Here is an 18,715-nt window from a genome sequence, read left to right on the forward strand (position 1 = left end):
AATCAATATTTAACCTTATAAGATCTATAACTTATAAATTCAAATACTTTTGTTAGTTTTGAAGTGACCTTGAAGCCAGCCTATGCCAACTCATAAACTCGATCCTACAAAATGGGTGGATAAATATTCAGATTACCTGTTTAACTATGCAATTGTTAGGGTAAACGATCGCGAGGTGGCTAACGATTTAATTTCTGAAACCTTTCTTGCAGGCCTGAATTCTAAAGATAATTTTGAAGGCAGAGCTACAGAGCGCACCTGGCTTATTTCAATTTTAAAGCGAAAAATTATAGATCATTACCGAAAGATAAATTCGCAAAAAGGTCAGGCAGAAGTTCGCATTAATTATTCAGATTCTGAAAATACTGGTGACTGGCTGGAGGAACAGGTAGCCGATACTTTTGATCGTACTGCCGAGGATGAGATGGAAAACACCGAGCTGGGATTGGCTATTTTAGAATGCCTGGATCAAATAAACGAGAAACACGCCGCAATATTTAAGATGAAAACCATTGATGAGGCTGACACTGAAGCCGTATGTAAAGAATTCAATATTAGTCCGTCTAACCTTTGGGTAATCATTCATAGGGCACGTACCGCATTGGCAGCCTGCCTTGAAAAAAACTGGTTATAAGTTATGCCGAAACGAAAATTTTTCATTTTTGACTGTTCAAAAGCTGAAAACTGCTGCGACAAAAGCCAGTACAACGAAGCAGGAACACGTGAAAAGATCTCCATGCTCATGCATTTACTCTTATGCAGACCCTGCCGTAAGTACACTTCAAAAAACACCAAACTTACCAGCTTAATCAAAAAGTCTAAGCTTAAAACCTGTTCTGAGGAAGAGAAAAAGGCCTGGAAAAACCGCATTGAAAAAGAAATGGCTAAAAAATAATCTTAGTCACCATCCAACACAACAACCAAAATACAGGAATTCCCTCTACCCAAAATGCAGAATAGTAGGATCCCTGATCTACTTTTGCCGCTTTAATAAAATATGCCGAAATCAATAAAGCAAAACCTAAAGCTATAAAGTTTATTGCTGAAGAGTAAAGTTTTAAAAACTCCAGCAAAAGCATAATTCCCAATAAAACATAACCGATTTTCTTAGTATTGGCTATTCCAATTTGCTGCGGAATAGTATTTAAATTCCCAGAATCGTACTTTAGGTCCCTTATCTCAAAGGGAAGTGTTATAGCGATCACAAAGAAAAACCGCTGCAAAAAACTTAAGCTAATTTCCTTTAAAGAAACCTGATCTATCAACGGTAAAATCACCACTACTCCAGCCCAAACTACAGCGATTACAAAAATCTTTATACCGCCAATATTTCGAAGATTATGCCTATTTCTACCGAATGGAATGGCATAAAGCAAAGTAAAAACACCCAAAATCCCCGAAACTAAAAGGATTCTAAATTCCTGTTGAAAAGTAAAATACAACAAACCCAGAAAGCAAAAAAACGAGAAAATCTGGATCATTTTTAGGTTTCGGGCGAGACTGGCGTGATGAAGTTTCGCAATGCCGGCATACTTTACAAAATTATAGCCGGTAATGCTTCCGAAGAAAATAAAGAAAAGCAGGTTTTTATCAATTTCAATATTGAATTCCAGGAAGCTTAATAAGCTTAGCGAAACCACGGCCAAAGCCACGTGCAGACTGCTATTTATATAAAAGTCCAGAATGTTTTTTAAACCCTGCATTCTGCTAAATTAATCATTCTACCCTGGATCAAAATCACCGTCTCAAATCTTAACAAGTGTATACACCTAAACACTAAAAATTTACGTTAAAAATATGTACTTTCGCAGCACAAAACCACAACTTTATTTTAATGAGAACAGATTCTTTTGCCCTACGCCATATTGGCCCTAGAGAAAGCAATCTACAGGCTATGTTAGACACCATTGGTGTTGATTCTTTAGAGCAACTAATATACGAAACCATCCCGGACGATATTCGTTTAAAATCACCTTTAAATTTACCTGCTGCACTTAGTGAAAATCAATATGCCGAGCATATTGGAAAACTTGCTGCTAAAAACAAGGTTTTTAAGAGCTATATAGGTCTTGGTTATCACCAGGGAATTTTACCGGCAGTTATCCAAAGAAATATTCTGGAAAACCCGGGTTGGTATACGGCTTATACTCCATACCAGGCAGAAATTGCCCAGGGAAGACTTGAGGCTCTATTGAATTTCCAAACCATGGTAAGCGATCTTACAGGAATGGAAATAGCCAATGCCTCGCTTTTAGATGAGTCTACCGCTGCGGCTGAAGCTATGGGACTTTTATTCGCAGTTCGCGATCGTAAGCAGAAGAAAAACGAAGTAAATAAATTCTTTGTTTCTGAACAGGCTTTACCACAAACCATAGATCTTATTAAAACCCGTGCCGATTTTATGGGCATTGAGTTAGTTGTTGGCAATCATGAAGAATTTGATTTTAGTGATAAGTTCTTTGGAGTTTTAGTGCAATATCCCGGAAAATACGGACAGGTTTTTAACTATGCTGATTTTGTATCTAAATGTAAAGATGCTGAAATAAAAGTAGCCGTTGCTGCCGATATTTTGAGTTTGGTAAAATTACAGGCACCCGGGGAACTTGGTGTAGATGTGGTTGTTGGGACCACCCAACGTTTTGGAATCCCGTTAGGATATGGCGGGCCTCATGCGGCTTACTTCGCAACCAAAGAAGAATATAAAAGAAACCTTCCCGGAAGGATTATTGGCGTAACCAAAGATATTGATGGCAATCACGCTTTAAGGATGGCGCTTCAAACCAGGGAACAACATATTAAGCGCGATAAAGCGACTTCAAATATTTGTACCGCACAGGTTTTACTAGCGGTGATGGCAGGAATGTACGCAGTTTACCACGGACCTGATGGCTTAAAATATATTGCTGATACCGTACATTTCTCTACAGTTACTTTAGCTAAAGAACTTGAAAAAATGGGTGTTAAGCAGTTGAATTCTGCTTATTTTGATACACTTCAGGTTAAAGCTGATGCACAAAAAATTAAAGCCGAAGCCGAAAAGAACGAAATCAATTTTTATTATCCTGATGCCGAAACAGTTTGTATTTCTTTAAATGAAACCACAACCCGGGAAGACATCAATAATATTCTAAAGGTTTTTGCTTCAGTTTCGGGTAAAGATTCTGCTGAAATTGAAAGTTTAAAAGAGGAAGAAACAATTCCTTCTGCATTACAGAGAAAAACAGATTTCCTAACACATAAAGTTTTCAATCTTTATCATTCGGAAACTGAACTGATGCGTTATATCAAGAAACTGGAACGCAAAGATCTTTCTTTGAACCAGTCTATGATTTCTTTAGGAAGTTGTACTATGAAATTAAATGCAGCTTCAGAAATGCTTCCTTTAAGCAATCCGCAGTGGGGGAATATTCACCCATTCGTACCGGTAGAACAAGCTGAAGGCTACCAGATCGTATTAAAAAGACTGGAAGACCAGTTAACCGAGATTACAGGATTTTCAGCTACCTCGCTTCAGCCAAATTCAGGCGCACAGGGAGAATATGCCGGCTTGATGACGATTAGGGCTTACCACGAATCTAAAGATGAAGGTCATCGAAATATATGTTTGATTCCGTCTTCAGCGCACGGAACCAATCCTGCTTCCGCGGTAATGGCGGGAATGAAGGTAGTTGTGACCAAAGCTTCAGAAAACGGAAACATAGATGTAGACGATCTTCGGGAAAAAGCGATAAAATATAAAGATAATCTTGCCGCTTTAATGGTAACTTATCCGTCTACACACGGGGTTTTTGAATCGGCTATTAAAGAAATTACGCAAATTATTCACAACAATGGTGGGCAGGTTTATATGGATGGCGCAAATATGAACGCCCAGGTTGGATTGACCAACCCTGGAGTTATTGGCGCCGATGTTTGTCACTTAAACCTACATAAAACCTTTGCAATTCCTCACGGAGGCGGTGGCCCCGGAGTTGGACCAATTTGCGTTGCAGAACAATTAAAGCCGTTTTTACCCGGAAATCCTGTGATTAAGACTGGTGGAGAAAAGGCTATTGGAGCAATTTCTTCAGCGCCCTGGGGATCTTCTTTGGTTTGTCTTATTTCTTATGGTTATATAACCATGTTAGGTAGCAGAGGACTTCAGAAAGCTACTGAATATGCTATTTTAAACGCTAATTATATAAAAGAACGCTTAAACGAGCACTACAAAACATTATATTCTGGAGAACGAGGTCGTGCCGCGCACGAGATGATCTTAGATTGTCGCCCCTTTAAAGAAAAAGGAATTGAAGTAGTGGATATCGCCAAACGATTAATAGATTACGGTTTCCACGCGCCAACCGTTTCTTTCCCCGTTGCAGGAACTATGATGATAGAGCCTACAGAAAGTGAAAGCAAAGCTGAACTGGACAGGTTCTGCGATGCGCTTATTTCTATTAGGCAGGAAATTCAGGAATTGAATAGCGAAGAAGATAACGTGCTTAAAAACGCACCGCATACCATTACTATGTTAACCGCAGACGAGTGGAAATTTTCTTACACAAGGGAAAAAGCGGCTTATCCGTTAAATTATGTTTCAGAAAATAAATTCTGGCCAAGTGTAAGACGCGTAGATGAAGCTTTTGGAGACCGAAACTTAATGTGTACCTGCCCTCCTATTGAGGAGTATATGGACGCTTAACTATAAAATTGCCTGAAAATTTTCTGCAGAAAACATTCTCTAAATTATTTTCAGGCAATTTTATTATGTGATTTTCATCACATATAAGTTTATTTTTCCGTTTTGTTTAAAGCTCACTATATTTGTAATTAGTACATTAGAGTTTAACCTTAATTAAAAGTCAGATGAATATTAAAATTACCGGCACAGGTAGTTATATCCCCAAAGTTATAACCGCAAATGCTGACTTTGACAATCATGAATTTTTCAATCTTGACGGAACAGGATTTCCGCAAGACAATAAAACAACCATTGCCAAATTTAAGGCTATCACGGGAATTGAAGAACGGCGATATCTGGAGGAGAATTTAAATACTTCAGATATGGCGGTAATTGCCGCCCAGCAAGCTTTAGAAACTTCAGGAACAGATCCCGAAACTTTAGATTATATAATTGTTGCCCACAATTATGGCGATGTAAAACACGAAAGTTTTCAAAGTGATACAGTTCCAAGTATAGCTACTCGGGTTAAATATCATTTACGTATTAAAAACCCAAAATGCGTTGGATACGACGTGCTTTTTGGTTGCCCGGGCTGGATTGAAGGATTGATACAGGCTCAGGCGTTTATTAAAGCCGGAATGGCAAAAAAATGCCTTGTAATTGGAGCTGAAGCTCTGTCTCGCGTTGTAGATAAACACGACCGTGATTCTATGATTTTTTCTGATGGTGCCGGTGCCGTAGTTTTAGAAGAAACCGAAGAAGAAGGTGGTATTCTCGCTCACGAATCGGGAACTTATGCTTTTAACGAAGCGAATTATATTTACTTCGGAAAATCTAACCGAACTGAAGCGCCAGACGATTTACGCTATATTAAAATGAACGGTCGTAAGATCTATGAGTTTGCATTAATGCACGTTCCTGCAGCGATGAAAACCTGCTTAGAAAATAGCGGTAAAAGTATAAAGGATCTAAAAAAGATCTTTATTCACCAGGCGAACGAAAAGATGGATGAAGCGATTATAAAACGCTTCTTCAAACTTCAAAATCAGGAGATTCCAGATAAAGTTATGCCTATGACGATTCAGGAATTGGGCAATAGCAGTGTGGCTACAGTCCCTACCCTTTACGATCTCGTGGTAAGAAATAAAATCGCCGATCAACACCTTAAAAAAGGAGATATAGTGATGTTCGCCAGTGTTGGAGCAGGAATGAACGTGAATGCGATTGTTTACCAATATTAGAATGTACGAAAAAACATTTCCTAACAAACGCTATAAAGAAACTTTAGAATTTTTAGAATCCAACGTTCCGGCCCCTGCCAAAATTCTTGATCTGGGAGTAAAAAATCCTTTTTCAGAAATTATGGAAGCGCACAATTACGAGGTACAAAACACCAAAGGAGAAGACTTAGACTTAAATACTGAAGCCGTAGAAATTTCAGAATTTAATGTGGTCACAGCTTTCGAGATTTTTGAACATTTAGTGTCCCCTTATAATGTCTTAGCAAATATAAAAGCTGACAAACTAGTTGCTACAGTTCCCCTTAAATTATGGTTTTCCAGTGCTTACAGAAGTAAAACTGATATGCGCGATCGTCATTTCCACGAGTTTGAAGACTGGCAATTCGACTGGCTTTTGGAAAAAGCAGGATGGAAAATTATTAGCAGAAAAAAATGGACCAATCCAGTGAATAAATTGGGAATTAGACCAATTTTAAGATGTTTTACTCCAAGATATTACGCGGTTTATGCGGAACGGATTTAAGCGAATTTATTTTTCTAAATTGAATCGCAGTAACTTCTAAATTTCGCCATTTGAAAATCTATATCATTATTCCCGCTTATAACGAAGCTGAATTTATTGGCGAAACGCTTCACTCTTTAATAAATCAAAGTTTTCCGGCTAATAAAATTGTGGTGGTAGATGATGGATCTACTGATGCTACTCCAGATATTGTTACTGAATATGCTGCAAAACATCCTAAAATTTCGCTGGTTAAAAATACGTCAGAAGATCTTCATTTACCCGGTAGCAAGGTTATAAATGCCTTTAATGCGGGTTTAGAAAGCCTGGATAATTCTTTTGATATTGTTTGTAAATTTGATGCCGACTTAATTTTTCCGAAGGATTATTTGGAGAAAATCAGCATTCATTTTAAGCAAAATCCCAAAGTAGGAATGGCCGGAGGATTTTGTGAAATTCAGAAGGATCGAGATTGGATGCTGGAAAACCTAACCGGGAAAGATCATATTCGCGGAGCTTTAAAAGCTTACCGCAAAGACTGTTTTAAAGACATTGGCGGCCTTAAACCGGCAATGGGATGGGATACGGTAGATGAGCTTCTAGCGCAGTACCACGGCTGGGAAATAAAAACAGATATAACCCTGCGGGTAAAGCACCTTAAACCCACCGGAAACAACTACAATAAAAATTCAAAATATAAGCAGGGCGCAGCTTTTTACCGGCTAAGATATGGCTTTGTTATTTCTGTAATCGCTTCAGCTAAACTCGCATTTAAGAAGAAAAATTTAGGCTTTTTCTGGGACTGTATTATTGGTTTCTTAAGGGCTAAAAATGAAAAACGACCTTTTCTTGTAGATCAAGAGGAAGGCCGTTTTATTAGAAATTTACGTTGGAAAAAAATGCAACAAAAACTATTCTAATATTTCTGTTTCTTCTGCATCCAACATCATAAATAATGGTTTTCCGGTAGTTCCATTTGGAAAAGATATTCCCAAAATGGATGAAACTGTTGGCGCGATGTCTACTATCTCTGTTCTTTGTGTGGTGCTGCCTTTTTTCACTCCGTTTCCGTAGAAAATTAACGGAGCATGGGTATCGTACATCAACCCGCTACCGTGGGTAGAACCCGTTCTGGAATAAACAATAGTTGCGGGATCTAAGACATATACTATATCTCCACTCCTTTTTTGATTAAATCCATTTTGGATGGCTGCACCTGCTCCGGTCACAAAACTCCCGCTGCTAAGCTGATCCCTGGTAAAAACTTTATCTATTTGATCTAGTTGAAGAATATAATGTGCCAATTTAGATTGTAGTTCTGAAGAACTAATTTCAGCTTCTTCCATCACTTCGTAATTAAAGAAAATCTGGCTGTTATAAACACTTTCTATAAGTTCCTCTTCATCAAATTCTTCAGAAGTGAATTCTTTCAATTCTTCTGTAAATTCATCAGATTCAAAATATCCCGCAGGAATATTCACCGATTCTAAGTAAGCCGGCACATCCACCCCACCGTGATCTGCAGTTAAGAAAATAGTATAATTCCCTTCACCAACCTTTTCATCTAAATGAGTTAATAGATCGGCTATATTTTGGTCTAACCTTAAATAAGCATCCTGAACTTCTTTAGAGTTAACTCCGAAATTATGCCCAATATAATCGGTGCTGGAATAGCTTAAAGTAAGTACATCGGTATCTTCATCCTGCCCTAATTCTTCGGCATCAATAGCTGCTAAAGCGAAATCTGTTGTGATATCGTTACCATAAGCACTGGCTTTTAAAATTTCAAATTTACGATCGGTATCCCCCAGTTCGGTGAGGTCGTAAGGAAAAGAGGCCGTTTCTTTTCCTCTATACCCGCCTTCAAATTCATTTACATCGCTTCCGCTCTCTTTATAGGTTTCGATATCATATAATGTATTCCAGGTTTTTAAATAAGCCTCAACTTTATCTGAATCATTAAAATCTTTCACCCATTGTGGTAATTCGTCCATATAAAATGAACTTGTTATCCATTTCCCTTCATCTGCTCCGTGAAACCAGTAAGCTGCATTTGCAGTATGCCCAGCCGGGAGAATAGACCCGCGATCCTTTAATGCTACTCCAATGGTTTTTCCCCGCATTTGAGTATGCAGACGATTTTCATCGGCGAAACTTGTGGTTTTCATTCTGTGTGGAGACATTTTCCCAGCATCATCTTGTGTACCAACAGACTCTACAGAATCATCTCCTGCGCAATACACCGATTCATGGATAAATTTATCGTACCAGCCATTTCCTATAATTCCGTGGTTCATCGGGCTGGTTCCGGTATACACTGAAGCGTGACCAGGACCTGTATAGGTTGGCACATAATTAAAATGATTGTTCTTGAAATTATAACCTTCATTTATTAATTTTTTAAAGCCATCCTCACCAAATCTATCCCAAAATCTTGTAAGGTAATCGTAACGCATTTGGTCTACCACAATTCCCACCACGAGTTTGGGTTTCTCCTGCTTTTTCTCTTGAGAAAAAGATTGAAAAGTCAATAAACCGGTCAATAATAAAAATGTAAATCGCTTCATTATATTTTGTTTTAAAGAAGTAGCTCAAAAATACTAAACTTATGAGGCTAAAGATTAATTCTACGTTAAATACTTTGGAGTAATTTTTTAGTATTTTAGCTTTACAAAAATTGCTTAATGAACTATCTACACTCCATTGGGGAATATTTTTTAATGCTGAAGGGAACATTTCACCGAATGACAAAAGGTTCGGTTTTAAGAGGTTTAATCCTTAAAGAATTAGATGATTTGATAATTGGCTCCATGGGAATTGTGGCTTTTCTGTCATTTTTTATTGGAGCTGTAGTGGCTTTACAAACGGCCTTAAATTTAAATAATCCATTAATTCCCAAAACACTTATCGCCTATGCGGCCAGGCAATCTATAATCCTGGAATTTGCTCCCACCTTTATTTCTATAATTATGGCGGGTAAAGTGGGCTCCTATATAACCTCCAGTATAGGTTCTATGAACGTAACCGAGCAAATTGATGCGCTGGAAGTAATGGGTATTAATTCTTTGAATTACCTTATTTTTCCAAAGATTATCGCAATGTTATTCTATCCCTTTGTAATCGCCATTGCAATGTTTTTGGGTGTTTTTGGAGCTTACGCAGCAGCAGTTTTTGGAGGTTTTGTTCCACCAGATCTTTTTGTACAAGGGCTTCAGGAAGATTTTATTCCTTTTCATCTTGTCTATGCCTTTATAAAAACATTTTTATTTGCCTTTATTCTGGCAACAATTCCCGCATATCACGGTTATTATATGAAAGGTGGGGCGTTGGAAGTTGGTGAAGCCAGTACCACATCTTTTGTATGGACCAGTGTGGTTATTATTATCACAAATTACGCAGTAACCCAATTATTACTAAGCTAATGATAGAAGTAGAGAATTTACATAAAGGATTTGATGGTGAGGAAATCTTAAAAGGTATTAATTATACGTTTGAAAAAAGTAAAACGAACCTTATTATTGGAGGATCTGGTTCCGGTAAAAGTGTACTTTTAAAATGTATGCTTGGATTATTAACACCGGAAAAAGGTATTATAAAATATGACGGAAAACCTTATTCTGAATTTACCGAAGACGAAAAGAAAGACCTTAGTAAGCAAATAGGGATGATTTTTCAAGGTGGCGCCCTTTTTGATTCTATGACGGTTGAAGAGAACGTTATGTTCCCTTTAAGAATGTTTACTCACAGAAAGAAAAAAAAGCAAAATCTGGAGCGAGTAAAAGAAGTCTTAAAACGAGTAAACCTGGAAGGCTCTGAGAAAAAACTTCCTGCAGAAATTAGTGGAGGTATGCAAAAAAGGGTTTCTATCGCCCGTGCTATTGTGAACCGACCTAAATATCTGTTTTGTGATGAACCGAACTCCGGTTTGGATCCTAAAACTGCCACGGTAATAGATCAACTTATCCAGGAAATTACACATGAATATGATATTACTACTATTATCATTACCCACGATATGAACTCGGTTTTAGAAATTGGTGAAAAAATCGCCTTTTTAAAAGATGGGGTTTTAGCCTGGAAGGGAGATAAATCACAAATTTTTAAGACCGATGATGAAACGGTAGTTGATTTTGTTTATTCTTCTAATCTATTCCAAAAAGTAAGGGAAGCCCAGCAAAAAGGCCTCTAATTAACCGATTTTACCTGAAGCGTATCCAATTTTAAACGAACTTTTAACCACTTTTCAAAGCGTTGTTTTTCTTGATTGATCTGGCGGGCATTTAAATTCTCCTTCCAGCCAACGGTAAAAGTTGGAATTGTATCGGTTTTTGAGAAATTAGTAGTAATAAGATTAGAATATCCTAATTCGTCTATCCCTTCATAGTTTATTTTCGCTTCCTGACTTAAATCGCTGAACGAAAATCCATCACCACGATATTTAGAAATTTCATTTTCTAAAAGAGCTATTTTTTCATCTTTATCCTCAATAAGCTCCTGATTTTTCATGTAAAGGTCTTCAAGAATACCACTCCTAACTCGTGTAGAAAGCTGATCTAAATCTCCCGTAGGATCTGCGCCCTGGTGTATTATTAATTCAGTTTCCTTTAGAGCCTCTACATCGTCTATTTGCCGCTGCCAGGTTGCAATTGTGGCTTGAGGTACGCGCTTACCAATTAGATAAACTTCAATGCTTTTCTCATTATAATCATAGGAAGATTTTATGGTTTCAGTGCCTTCGTATCGCATCACAGTCGATATAAATTCCTTGGCTTTAGATTCAAATAACTGTTCCTGAAGCAAGAAAACAAATAAAATCACACTGGGAATCATTACAATTACAGCGATGGTTGAAGCTATTTGAGCCGTTCTTCTCCGTTTTTTACTATTCACATACTTTACTAAAGGAAAGTCAAGTACTTTGGTTACTACAAAAGTAGAAAGTGCGATAAATACCGCATTAATAGAAAAAAGGTACAAAGCACCTCCCGCATAAGACCAGTTACCAATGGCCAAACCATAACCCACCGTACAAAGTGGCGGCATAAGAGCAGTTGCAATTGCCACACCCAGAATTACACTGGCTATTGTTCCTTTTTTCGTTTTAGCGACAATTAGTGCCAAACCACCAAAAATAGCTACAAAAACATCTAAAATGGTTGGATAAGTTCTGGCTAAAAGTTCTGGAGTTTCTTCTTTAACCGGAGAAACAAGAAAATAAATATAAGCGGTAAGCACACTCAACCCAACCATTAAACCGAGGTTAATGAACGATTTTCTAAGGGTGAGCACATCGTTTATAGCCACAGACATTCCTACACCTACTATTGGTCCCATTAGGGGAGAAATAAGCATTGCCCCAATAACAACCGCCGTACTGCTCACATTAAGCCCTACAGAAGCTACAAATATGGAGAAAATAAGAATCCAGGCGTTATGCCCTTTAAAAGAAATATCTTTCTTTACCGCCTCTACGGTAGACTCTCTATCGGTATCATGTCTAATTTCTAAAAGCTCTCTAATAAGTGCTTTTATATTCTCCCAAATCCCTTTAGCACTTGCACCTAAATCTTCCGATTTTTGCTGGGAAGCGGGAGTTTGGTTATTTTCAGGTTTTTGATTATTATCCATATAGTTTTAACCTAGATCGTCTCCAAATTTCTCAATAGCTTTTTCCCGCAATCCTTTTATTTCTTGTATTTTTTCTTTTGGAAAAACTAATAATACATCATCATTTTCTACTACCACAAAGTCTTTTAGTCCTTCTAAGACCACCACTTTATTATTTTGAGTTTTTATAATATTTCCGGTAGCATCAAAAGGAAGGAGACGTCCGTTTACAATAGTATTATTATGTTCGTCCTGAGGTAGTTCATCCTCGATGGATTTCCAGGTTCCTAAATCGTTCCATTTAAATTTTGCAAGAATCACAAACACGCTATCAGACTTTTCCATAATAGCGTAGTCTATGGAAACATTCTGCGTTTTATGGTAATTTTCATCTAAAAACTCCTGTTCTTTATCAGTATTATAAACATCATTTCCTGCTTCAAAAAGTCTGTAAGTTTCCGGTTGATGTTTTTTAAAGCTATCCAGAATAAAATTGGCACTCCAAATAAAAATACCTGCATTCCAAACATAATTCCCTTCTTTTAAAAAAGTTTCAGCCTTTTTAAAAGAAGGTTTTTCAGTAAATTTCAAGACCGGTTTTGCGTCTTCCCCTTCTTCATCTTTATATTTAATATAACCATACCCGGTATTAGGAAAAGTTGGTTTAATTCCCAGGGTGATTAATTTATCTTCTTCGGAAACAATTTTAAAAGCTGCTTCTATATTTTCCTGAAATTCGATATCGCCCTGAATCCAGTGATCACTCGGCGCAACCAGTATTAGCGCATCTTTATTCTTCTTTTTAATTTTTAAAGCGCCAAGTAATATACTGGGAGCTGTATTTCTCATTTCTGGCTCCAGTACAATCTGTTCATCCTTAACCTGCGGCAGTTGTTCCTTTACGGCAGCTTTATATTCTTTGTGAGTGAGAATTATAATATTCTCTTTAGGCATTAGCTTCGCTAGACGATGAAAAGTGGTTTGAATAAGAGTTGAACCTGCACCCAAAATATCCTGAAATTGCTTAGGATATTTAGAAGTGCTTATAGGCCAAAAGCGGGAACCAATCCCACCGGCCATTAAAATCGCGTAATGATTTGTGTTTTTCATAAAAAAGGAATTAATTTTTAAGCAACTCTACTTCTGCATTGGGCTGAAACAAATAAACCTTTCCCGTATCTACTTCCAGACATTCGTAGCGTTTTATTCTTCTTTCCCCTTTTTTAAACGTCTTACCGTTATAGATTCTGAAAATTCCTCCAATAGGAATTTCAAAAATATAGTTTTTATCGTTCTCCGGATCAAAACTTTTAAGCGCCACCGATAGTTTTGCATCGGTATCGCTACTGGCTTTAGGATTTCTAAAATGTTGGGCAATTACCGGAAGCAATCCTGACGGAAAAATTTCCGGTCTTATAAATGGTAACATTAACTCCCTGAAAGTAAATTTCCATTCTTGACCATGTGGCTTTATTTGTCTTCCAAATTTTTCGAAAGCTAGTAAATGCGCTATTTCGTGCACCAAAGTAATTAAAAAACGGTATTTATTTAGATTAGCATTCACCGTAATTTGCTGTGCCCCATTAGGCATTCTTCGGTAATCACCGTGCCTGGTTTTACGCTCGTTTACAATTTTTAAATGAACATTATTGGCTTTAATCATTTCAAAAACCGGAGGAACTGCTCGTTCAGGAATATATCTTTCAAGGATTTCTCTCATTGGCTACGGCGTACTATTAGATACCTGAAGCAATTTACCATTATAATATTTATGCCCGGTAAGGCTAAAATTGGCAATATATTCCGCCATTTCTTTTGCTGAAAGCGGCACTTCCAGCCCGGGAAATGCTTCTTCAAGCATTTCGGTTTGTACCGCACCTAAAGCCAAAACATTAAAAGAAGGTCCGTTTTCTTTATATTCTTCGGCTAAAAGCTCGGTCAAAGTGATCACCGCAGCTTTGCTGGAACTATAAGCCGAAAGCCCTGGGAATTTAACACTTCCCTGCACTCCGCCCATCGTACTAATATTCACAACGTGCGAATCTTTATTCATAAATAGCAATAATTTTTGAGTTAAACCGATTACCCCAAAAACATTGGTACTATATATTTTCTGAAATTCTTCTTTGGAAATTTCTTCAAAAGGTTTATTTATAAGTGCACCTGCATTATTGATCAAAACATCTACTTTTCCCCATTTAGCTTCTATAAATGCTGAAACCTTTTCAAGATCTTCCGTCTTTGAAATATCACAGGAAAAAGTAGTTACGTTGTCTAATCTCAGCTCAGAAACCGGTTTGTCGTTGCGGGAAAGCGCCAGTACTTTATATCCTTTTTCGGCAAAAAGTTTCACCATTTCAAAGCCAATTCCCCGGCTCGTTCCTGTTATGACAATATGTTTCATTATTTATTCAATTTTATTTCCTTTTCAGGTGTATTAGCCATCTTTAAAATTCCCGGGATTACGCTTTCAATCACATTAGTCATATGTCCTACATCAAGTTTTTCAGCTTCATCGGCTACGTGATGATAGTAATCGTAATTGGTAAAATCGAAAGTTGAAATTGTTTGCGCCGGAACATTGAATTCCTCAAAAAACGGATAATTATCGCTTCGTTTAAATAGATTGTATTCTTTGGCTTGTGGTAAAAATCCAAGTACTTTTTCACCTGAGTATTCATTGAATTTCTCAGCGAAATTAGAGTTCTCATAACCGGTGAGATAACCAATATAATCTTTATCATTCATAGGAATTCCAATCATCTCAAAATTGAACAAAGTGTAAAGATCAAGCTTATCTTGCTTAAGCCTTTGTGCAATTTTCTTTGCTCCTACCAGTCCCATTTCTTCCGCTGAAAATAATACGAACATAATGCTTCGTTTATTATCATCAATTTCAGCGAATTTCTTGGCAAGCTCTACTACAGCTACAGTTCCCGCAGCATTATCGTTGGCACCATTAGCAATAGAATCGCCTTCTACCGGATCCTGGATTCCTATATGATCGTAATGCGCTCCCAGAATAATAAATTCATCCTTAAGCTCGGGGTCATTCCCTTCCAGCATTCCAACTACATTGAATCCTTCTATCCCATCAATTTCAAAATTATGACGGTAAGTATCAAAATATTTCTGAAGATTATTTTCTTCAAAAATGCTTTCTATTTTTTGCGCGGCAAGTTCGATGCCTTCCATACCAGTTTGCCTTCCTTCTAATTCGTTTGAAGACAAATAATTCAGCAATTCTTCAACTTCAGCTTGCTGAACATTTGTATTTAAACTGGTTTTCACTTCTTCGGAAGTTTGAACCGCTTGTGTATTTCCACAATAAGAAAACAACAGAAGCGCGGCCAATAAGGTGAAATTAAGTGTGATTTTTCTCATACCGTTAAAGATAAAAAAATCCCGCAAAGCTGCGGGATTTTAATAATTAGTTATTTCTATAAACCAGGTTTATGCCAACATAGTTACCGGGTTTTCCATGTAAGTTTTAAGTGTTTTCAAGAAAGCAGCACCGGTTGCACCGTCTACTGTTCTGTGATCGCAGGCAAGGGTCAATTTCATTGTATTTCCTACCACGATTTGTCCGTTTTTCACTACTGGTTTTTCAACAATAGTTCCTACAGACAGGATTGCAGAGTTTGGCTGGTTAATGATACTGGTGAACTCAACAATACCAAACATACCAAGGTTAGAAACAGTAAAAGTACTTCCTTCCATCTCATTCGGCTGCAATTTCTTGTTTCTGGCTTTAACGGCAACGTCTTTTACATTGTTCCCGATTTGGGTCATAGACATTTGATCGGCAAATTTCAAAACAGGAACCACAAGGCCTTCTTCTACCGCTACCGCAACACCCATATGAATGTGTTTAGCGATTTTCATAGACTCGCCGGTCCACTGGCTGTTTACCTGTGGGTGTTTACGAAGTGCCATTGCACTGGCCTTAATTACCATATCGTTAAAGGAAACCTTTACGTCTGGCATTTCATTAATTTGTTTACGAGAAGCCATTGCGTTTGCCATATCTACCTCGATAGTAAGATAGTAATGCGGCGCGTTAAACTTAGATTCACCAAGTCTTTTCGCGATGGTTTTACGCATTTGAGAGTTTTTAATCTCTTCAAAGCTTTCTTCTCCTGCAGGTACATAAGGTTGTGGTGCTGCAGCAGCTTCCCCTTTACTTTCTTTTACTTCCGCAGATTTTTCTGAAGGTTTATAATCTTCGATATCTTTTTTCACGATACGACCATTCCCTCCGCTACCTTCAACATCTGAAAGATCTATACCTTTATCTTCTGCCATTTTCTTGGCAAGTGGGGAAGCGAAAATTCTTCCACCGTCTTTTGTAGCATCTGAAGATTTCTTTTCTGAAGATTTACTTTCTTCTTTTCCTTCAGATTTATCGTCTTTCTTTTCAGATTTTCCTGAAGATTTCTTTTTAGACTTCCCGTCTAATGAAACATTAGACACATCTGTTCCTTCAGGTCCAATAATAGCAAGAAGACTATCTACTTTTGCCGTTTCGTCTTCTTCAAGACCAATTTTAAGCAAAGTACCTTCGTAAAAAGATTCGAATTCCATTGTAGCCTTATCGGTTTCGATCTCGGCAAGAATATCTCCTTCTTCTACTTTGTCACCTTCCTTTTTCAACCAGGATGCAACGGTACCTTCTTCCATGGTATCGCTTAGACGTGGCATAGTGATAATTTCTACGCCTTCAGGAATCCCTCCATCGTCGCTATCGCCATCACTTTCAGCTTCGTCTTCGCCCTCGTCTTCATCTTCATCATCAGAATCTGACTTATCTTCTTTTTTATCTTTCTTAGAATCTCCGTCACCTTTCAGCAATTCAGAAATATCTTCGCCTTCCTCACCAATAATAGCAAGTAAAGTATCTACAGGGGCGGTTTCGCCTTCTTCGATACCAATATGAAGTAAAGTTCCTTCGTAAAAAGACTCGAATTCCATTGTAGCTTTATCGGTTTCAATCTCGGCAAGGATATCTCCTTCTTCAACTTTATCACCTTTTTGCTTTAGCCACTTTGCAACAACACCTTCTTCCATGGTGTCGCTCAAACGCGGCATATTAATTACTTCTGCCATAATTTACTGAGGTTTATGTGCTAAAAACGGATAATCTTCCTGTTCGTAAACAACATCATACATCACGTTCTTTTCTGGGAAATCTGACTCTTCGGCAAATTTCTCACATTCAGATACTTTATCCTTAACGCGTTTGTTGATCTCTTTTATTTCATCTTCTGAAGCATACTTTTTATCCTTAATTATCTTCAACACCTTAGTGATTGGATCTAATTCCTGATATTCTGCAACTTCTTCTTTTGTCCTATATTTTTGAGCATCACTCATGGAGTGACCACGGTAACGATAGGTTTTCATTTCTAAAAATGTTGGCCCGTCACCTTTTCTAGCTCTTTTAATCGCCTCATCTAAAGCTTCTGCCACTTTAATAGGATCCATAGCATCTACAGGCCCACAAGGCATTTCGTAACCATTCCCAAGTTTCCAGATATCTGTTCCCTTAGAAGTTCTGGCTACCGAAGTTCCCATGGCATACCCATTATTCTCTACACAAAATACCACCGGTAAATTCCATTTCACGGCCATATTTAAAGTTTCATGAAGAGAACCCTGTCTAGCAGCACCATCTCCTAAAAAGGTAAGTGTAACCGCTTCGCGTTTAAAGTATTTATCTGCAAAAGCAAGACCGGCACCAAGTGGAATTTGGCCCCCTACGATACCATGACCTCCGTAAAAACGGTGTTCTTTTGAGAAAATATGCATAGAACCACCAAGACCTTGCGATGTACCAGACCCTTTTCCGAAAAGCTCTGCCATTACTCGTTTAGGATCTACTCCCATACCAATTGGCTGCACGTGGTTACGATAGGCGGTGATCATTTTATCCTTTTCCAGGTCCATTACATGAAGGGCACCAGCCAGGATAGCTTCCTGCCCATTATACAAATGCAAAAAACCTCTTACTTTCTGCTGAATGTAAACTTGCGCAAGTTTATCTTCAAATTTACGCCAAAACAGCATATCCTCGTACCACTTTAAATACGTGGCTTTTGTTACTTTCTTCATTTAACTTATTAATTTTAAGCCAGACAGATGGGTTTGCCAAGCGGATAACAAAAATACTATTTTCAATAAGAATGGAAAACAGTTTTTAAGCAAAAATAACGAAAACGTTATAAAGCCGAATTATCAAAGATTAAAGGTAGTAAATCTTTGATAGAATTTGCCTTCATCACTTTGCCACTCTCACCCATAAAATAAACGGCAATATCGGCTTTCTGTTTAACCTCATATTCCACTAACGCCTGCCTGCAGGCACCGCAAGGCGGCACTGGAGCTTCAACCAAATGCTTCATTGATTTTGCTGAAATTGCAATATTTTGAATTTGAGCATCGGGAAAAGCGGCACCGGCATAGTAAATCGCGGTACGTTCTGCACATAAACCCGAGGGATAAGATGCATTTTCCTGATTGCTACCGGTTACAATTTCATTATTATCTAGCGCTAAAGCAGCCCCAACTTTAAATTGCGAATAAGGCGCATAGGCCTTATCACGAACCACAACGGCTTTTTTCATCAAATCCTGAATAGCAGGCGGAAGTTCTTCTACAGAATCATAAACCTCAAAATTTGAGGTGACTTTTAATGGCTTCATA

General features: G+C 37.8%; 18 protein-coding genes. 8 read left to right on the forward strand and 10 right to left on the reverse strand.

Annotated elements, in window-relative coordinates; all coding sequences use genetic code 11:
* Positions 1-82 precede the first annotated feature (82 nt).
* Positions 83-634: a sigma-70 family RNA polymerase sigma factor gene (locus LB465_RS01280; protein ID WP_224466102.1), complete on the forward strand. Its 552-nt coding sequence runs from the start codon at positions 83-85 to the stop codon at positions 632-634.
* Positions 635-637: 3 nt separating this feature from the next.
* Complete coding sequence (locus LB465_RS01285) at positions 638-895, forward strand: hypothetical protein (protein ID WP_224466104.1); 258 nt, start codon at positions 638-640, stop codon at positions 893-895.
* On the opposite strand, the gene LB465_RS01290 is transcribed toward LB465_RS01285, so the two are convergent.
* Entirely contained in the window at positions 885-1,703 is an 819-nt protein-coding gene (locus tag LB465_RS01290; RefSeq protein WP_224466105.1) for a UbiA prenyltransferase family protein, read from the reverse strand. The two genes, LB465_RS01285 and LB465_RS01290, sit on opposite strands and share 11 nt — an antisense overlap.
* A gap of 131 nt (positions 1,704-1,834) precedes the next feature.
* On the opposite strand from LB465_RS01290, the gene gcvP reads away from it, so the two are divergent.
* From gcvP to LB465_RS01310, 4 genes are all read left to right on the forward strand, one after another.
* Positions 1,835-4,681: an aminomethyl-transferring glycine dehydrogenase gene (gcvP, locus tag LB465_RS01295; RefSeq protein ID WP_224466107.1), complete on the forward strand. Its 2,847-nt coding sequence runs from the start codon at positions 1,835-1,837 to the stop codon at positions 4,679-4,681.
* A 164-nt stretch (positions 4,682-4,845) separates the two neighbouring features.
* Positions 4,846-5,904 carry a 3-oxoacyl-ACP synthase III family protein gene (locus tag LB465_RS01300; protein ID WP_224466109.1) on the forward strand — a complete coding sequence of 353 codons (1,059 nt, stop codon included), beginning with the start codon at positions 4,846-4,848 and terminating at the stop codon, positions 5,902-5,904.
* 1 nt (position 5,905) lies between these two features.
* Positions 5,906-6,427 (forward strand): class I SAM-dependent methyltransferase, encoded by a 522-nt coding sequence (locus LB465_RS01305; RefSeq protein WP_224466111.1) that lies wholly within the window; start codon positions 5,906-5,908, stop codon positions 6,425-6,427.
* 50 nt (positions 6,428-6,477) lie between these two features.
* Entirely contained in the window at positions 6,478-7,326 is an 849-nt protein-coding gene (locus LB465_RS01310; RefSeq protein WP_224466113.1) for a glycosyltransferase, read from the forward strand.
* Here LB465_RS01310 and pafA read toward each other — a convergent pair.
* The gene (gene pafA, locus LB465_RS01315) at positions 7,318-8,973 is read right to left on the reverse strand and encodes an alkaline phosphatase PafA (protein WP_224466114.1); all 1,656 of its coding nucleotides are present in this window, start codon (positions 8,971-8,973) and stop codon (positions 7,318-7,320) included. The two genes, LB465_RS01310 and pafA, sit on opposite strands and share 9 nt — an antisense overlap.
* A gap of 117 nt (positions 8,974-9,090) precedes the next feature.
* Here pafA and LB465_RS01320 point away from each other — a divergent pair, with 117 nt between their 5' ends.
* Together LB465_RS01320 and LB465_RS01325 are read left to right on the forward strand one after the other, a co-directional pair.
* Positions 9,091-9,828, forward strand: coding sequence for an MlaE family ABC transporter permease (locus LB465_RS01320; protein ID WP_224466116.1), 738 nt, complete (start codon positions 9,091-9,093; stop codon positions 9,826-9,828).
* Positions 9,828-10,595, forward strand: coding sequence for an ABC transporter ATP-binding protein (locus LB465_RS01325; RefSeq protein WP_224466117.1), 768 nt, complete (start codon positions 9,828-9,830; stop codon positions 10,593-10,595). Before LB465_RS01320 ends, LB465_RS01325 begins: the two co-directional genes overlap by 1 nt.
* Here the strand turns inward: LB465_RS01325 and LB465_RS01330 are convergent.
* The 8 genes from LB465_RS01330 to cdd form a co-directional block, all read right to left on the reverse strand.
* Positions 10,592-12,034, reverse strand: coding sequence for a DUF389 domain-containing protein (locus LB465_RS01330; protein ID WP_224466118.1), 1,443 nt, complete (start codon positions 12,032-12,034; stop codon positions 10,592-10,594). The two genes, LB465_RS01325 and LB465_RS01330, sit on opposite strands and share 4 nt — an antisense overlap.
* Positions 12,035-12,040: 6 nt before the next feature.
* Positions 12,041-13,123, reverse strand: coding sequence for a mannose-1-phosphate guanylyltransferase (locus tag LB465_RS01335; RefSeq protein ID WP_224466119.1), 1,083 nt, complete (start codon positions 13,121-13,123; stop codon positions 12,041-12,043).
* A 10-nt stretch (positions 13,124-13,133) separates the two neighbouring features.
* On the reverse strand, positions 13,134-13,733 hold the full coding sequence (locus LB465_RS01340) for a SprT-like domain-containing protein (protein WP_224466121.1): 600 nt from the start codon (positions 13,731-13,733) through the stop codon (positions 13,134-13,136).
* A 3-nt stretch (positions 13,734-13,736) separates the two neighbouring features.
* A complete protein-coding gene (locus tag LB465_RS01345; protein WP_224466123.1) occupies positions 13,737-14,417 on the reverse strand; it encodes an SDR family NAD(P)-dependent oxidoreductase in 681 nt (226 codons plus the stop codon).
* On the reverse strand, positions 14,417-15,397 hold the full coding sequence (locus LB465_RS01350) for a M20/M25/M40 family metallo-hydrolase (RefSeq protein WP_224466124.1): 981 nt from the start codon (positions 15,395-15,397) through the stop codon (positions 14,417-14,419). Before LB465_RS01350 ends, LB465_RS01345 begins: the two co-directional genes overlap by 1 nt.
* Positions 15,398-15,466: 69 nt before the next feature.
* Positions 15,467-17,119, reverse strand: coding sequence for a pyruvate dehydrogenase complex dihydrolipoamide acetyltransferase (locus LB465_RS01355; RefSeq protein WP_224466126.1), 1,653 nt, complete (start codon positions 17,117-17,119; stop codon positions 15,467-15,469).
* Positions 17,120-17,122: 3 nt separating this feature from the next.
* Complete coding sequence (gene pdhA / locus LB465_RS01360; RefSeq protein WP_224466127.1) at positions 17,123-18,124, reverse strand: pyruvate dehydrogenase (acetyl-transferring) E1 component subunit alpha; 1,002 nt, start codon at positions 18,122-18,124, stop codon at positions 17,123-17,125.
* 107 nt (positions 18,125-18,231) lie between these two features.
* Entirely contained in the window at positions 18,232-18,714 is a 483-nt protein-coding gene (cdd, locus tag LB465_RS01365) for a cytidine deaminase (protein ID WP_224466129.1), read from the reverse strand.
* Position 18,715 lies beyond the last annotated feature (1 nt).

Origin of the sequence: Salegentibacter lacus (genome assembly GCF_020164555.1) — a bacterium.
In the GTDB taxonomy this organism is placed as follows: Bacteria; Bacteroidota; Bacteroidia; order Flavobacteriales; family Flavobacteriaceae; genus Salegentibacter; species Salegentibacter lacus.

Coding starts and splice junctions, on each gene's coding strand:
- pdhA (WP_224466127.1), bottom strand. CDS start 18,124: ATGAAGAAAGTAACAAAAGCCACGTATTTAAAGTGGTACGAGGATATG.
- LB465_RS01345 (WP_224466123.1), bottom strand. CDS start 14,417: ATGAAACATATTGTCATAACAGGAACGAGCCGGGGAATTGGCTTTGAA.
- LB465_RS01340 (WP_224466121.1), bottom strand. CDS start 13,733: ATGAGAGAAATCCTTGAAAGATATATTCCTGAACGAGCAGTTCCTCCG.
- LB465_RS01290 (WP_224466105.1), bottom strand. CDS start 1,703: ATGCAGGGTTTAAAAAACATTCTGGACTTTTATATAAATAGCAGTCTG.
- cdd (WP_224466129.1), bottom strand. CDS start 18,714: ATGAAGCCATTAAAAGTCACCTCAAATTTTGAGGTTTATGATTCTGTA.
- LB465_RS01325 (WP_224466117.1), top strand. CDS start 9,828: ATGATAGAAGTAGAGAATTTACATAAAGGATTTGATGGTGAGGAAATC.
- LB465_RS01335 (WP_224466119.1), bottom strand. CDS start 13,123: ATGAAAAACACAAATCATTACGCGATTTTAATGGCCGGTGGGATTGGT.
- LB465_RS01355 (WP_224466126.1), bottom strand. CDS start 17,119: ATGGCAGAAGTAATTAATATGCCGCGTTTGAGCGACACCATGGAAGAA.
- LB465_RS01350 (WP_224466124.1), bottom strand. CDS start 15,397: ATGAGAAAAATCACACTTAATTTCACCTTATTGGCCGCGCTTCTGTTG.
- LB465_RS01305 (WP_224466111.1), top strand. CDS start 5,906: ATGTACGAAAAAACATTTCCTAACAAACGCTATAAAGAAACTTTAGAA.
- LB465_RS01285 (WP_224466104.1), top strand. CDS start 638: ATGCCGAAACGAAAATTTTTCATTTTTGACTGTTCAAAAGCTGAAAAC.
- LB465_RS01330 (WP_224466118.1), bottom strand. CDS start 12,034: ATGGATAATAATCAAAAACCTGAAAATAACCAAACTCCCGCTTCCCAG.
- LB465_RS01300 (WP_224466109.1), top strand. CDS start 4,846: ATGAATATTAAAATTACCGGCACAGGTAGTTATATCCCCAAAGTTATA.
- LB465_RS01280 (WP_224466102.1), top strand. CDS start 83: ATGCCAACTCATAAACTCGATCCTACAAAATGGGTGGATAAATATTCA.
- pafA (WP_224466114.1), bottom strand. CDS start 8,973: ATGAAGCGATTTACATTTTTATTATTGACCGGTTTATTGACTTTTCAA.
- LB465_RS01320 (WP_224466116.1), top strand. CDS start 9,091: ATGAACTATCTACACTCCATTGGGGAATATTTTTTAATGCTGAAGGGA.
- gcvP (WP_224466107.1), top strand. CDS start 1,835: ATGAGAACAGATTCTTTTGCCCTACGCCATATTGGCCCTAGAGAAAGC.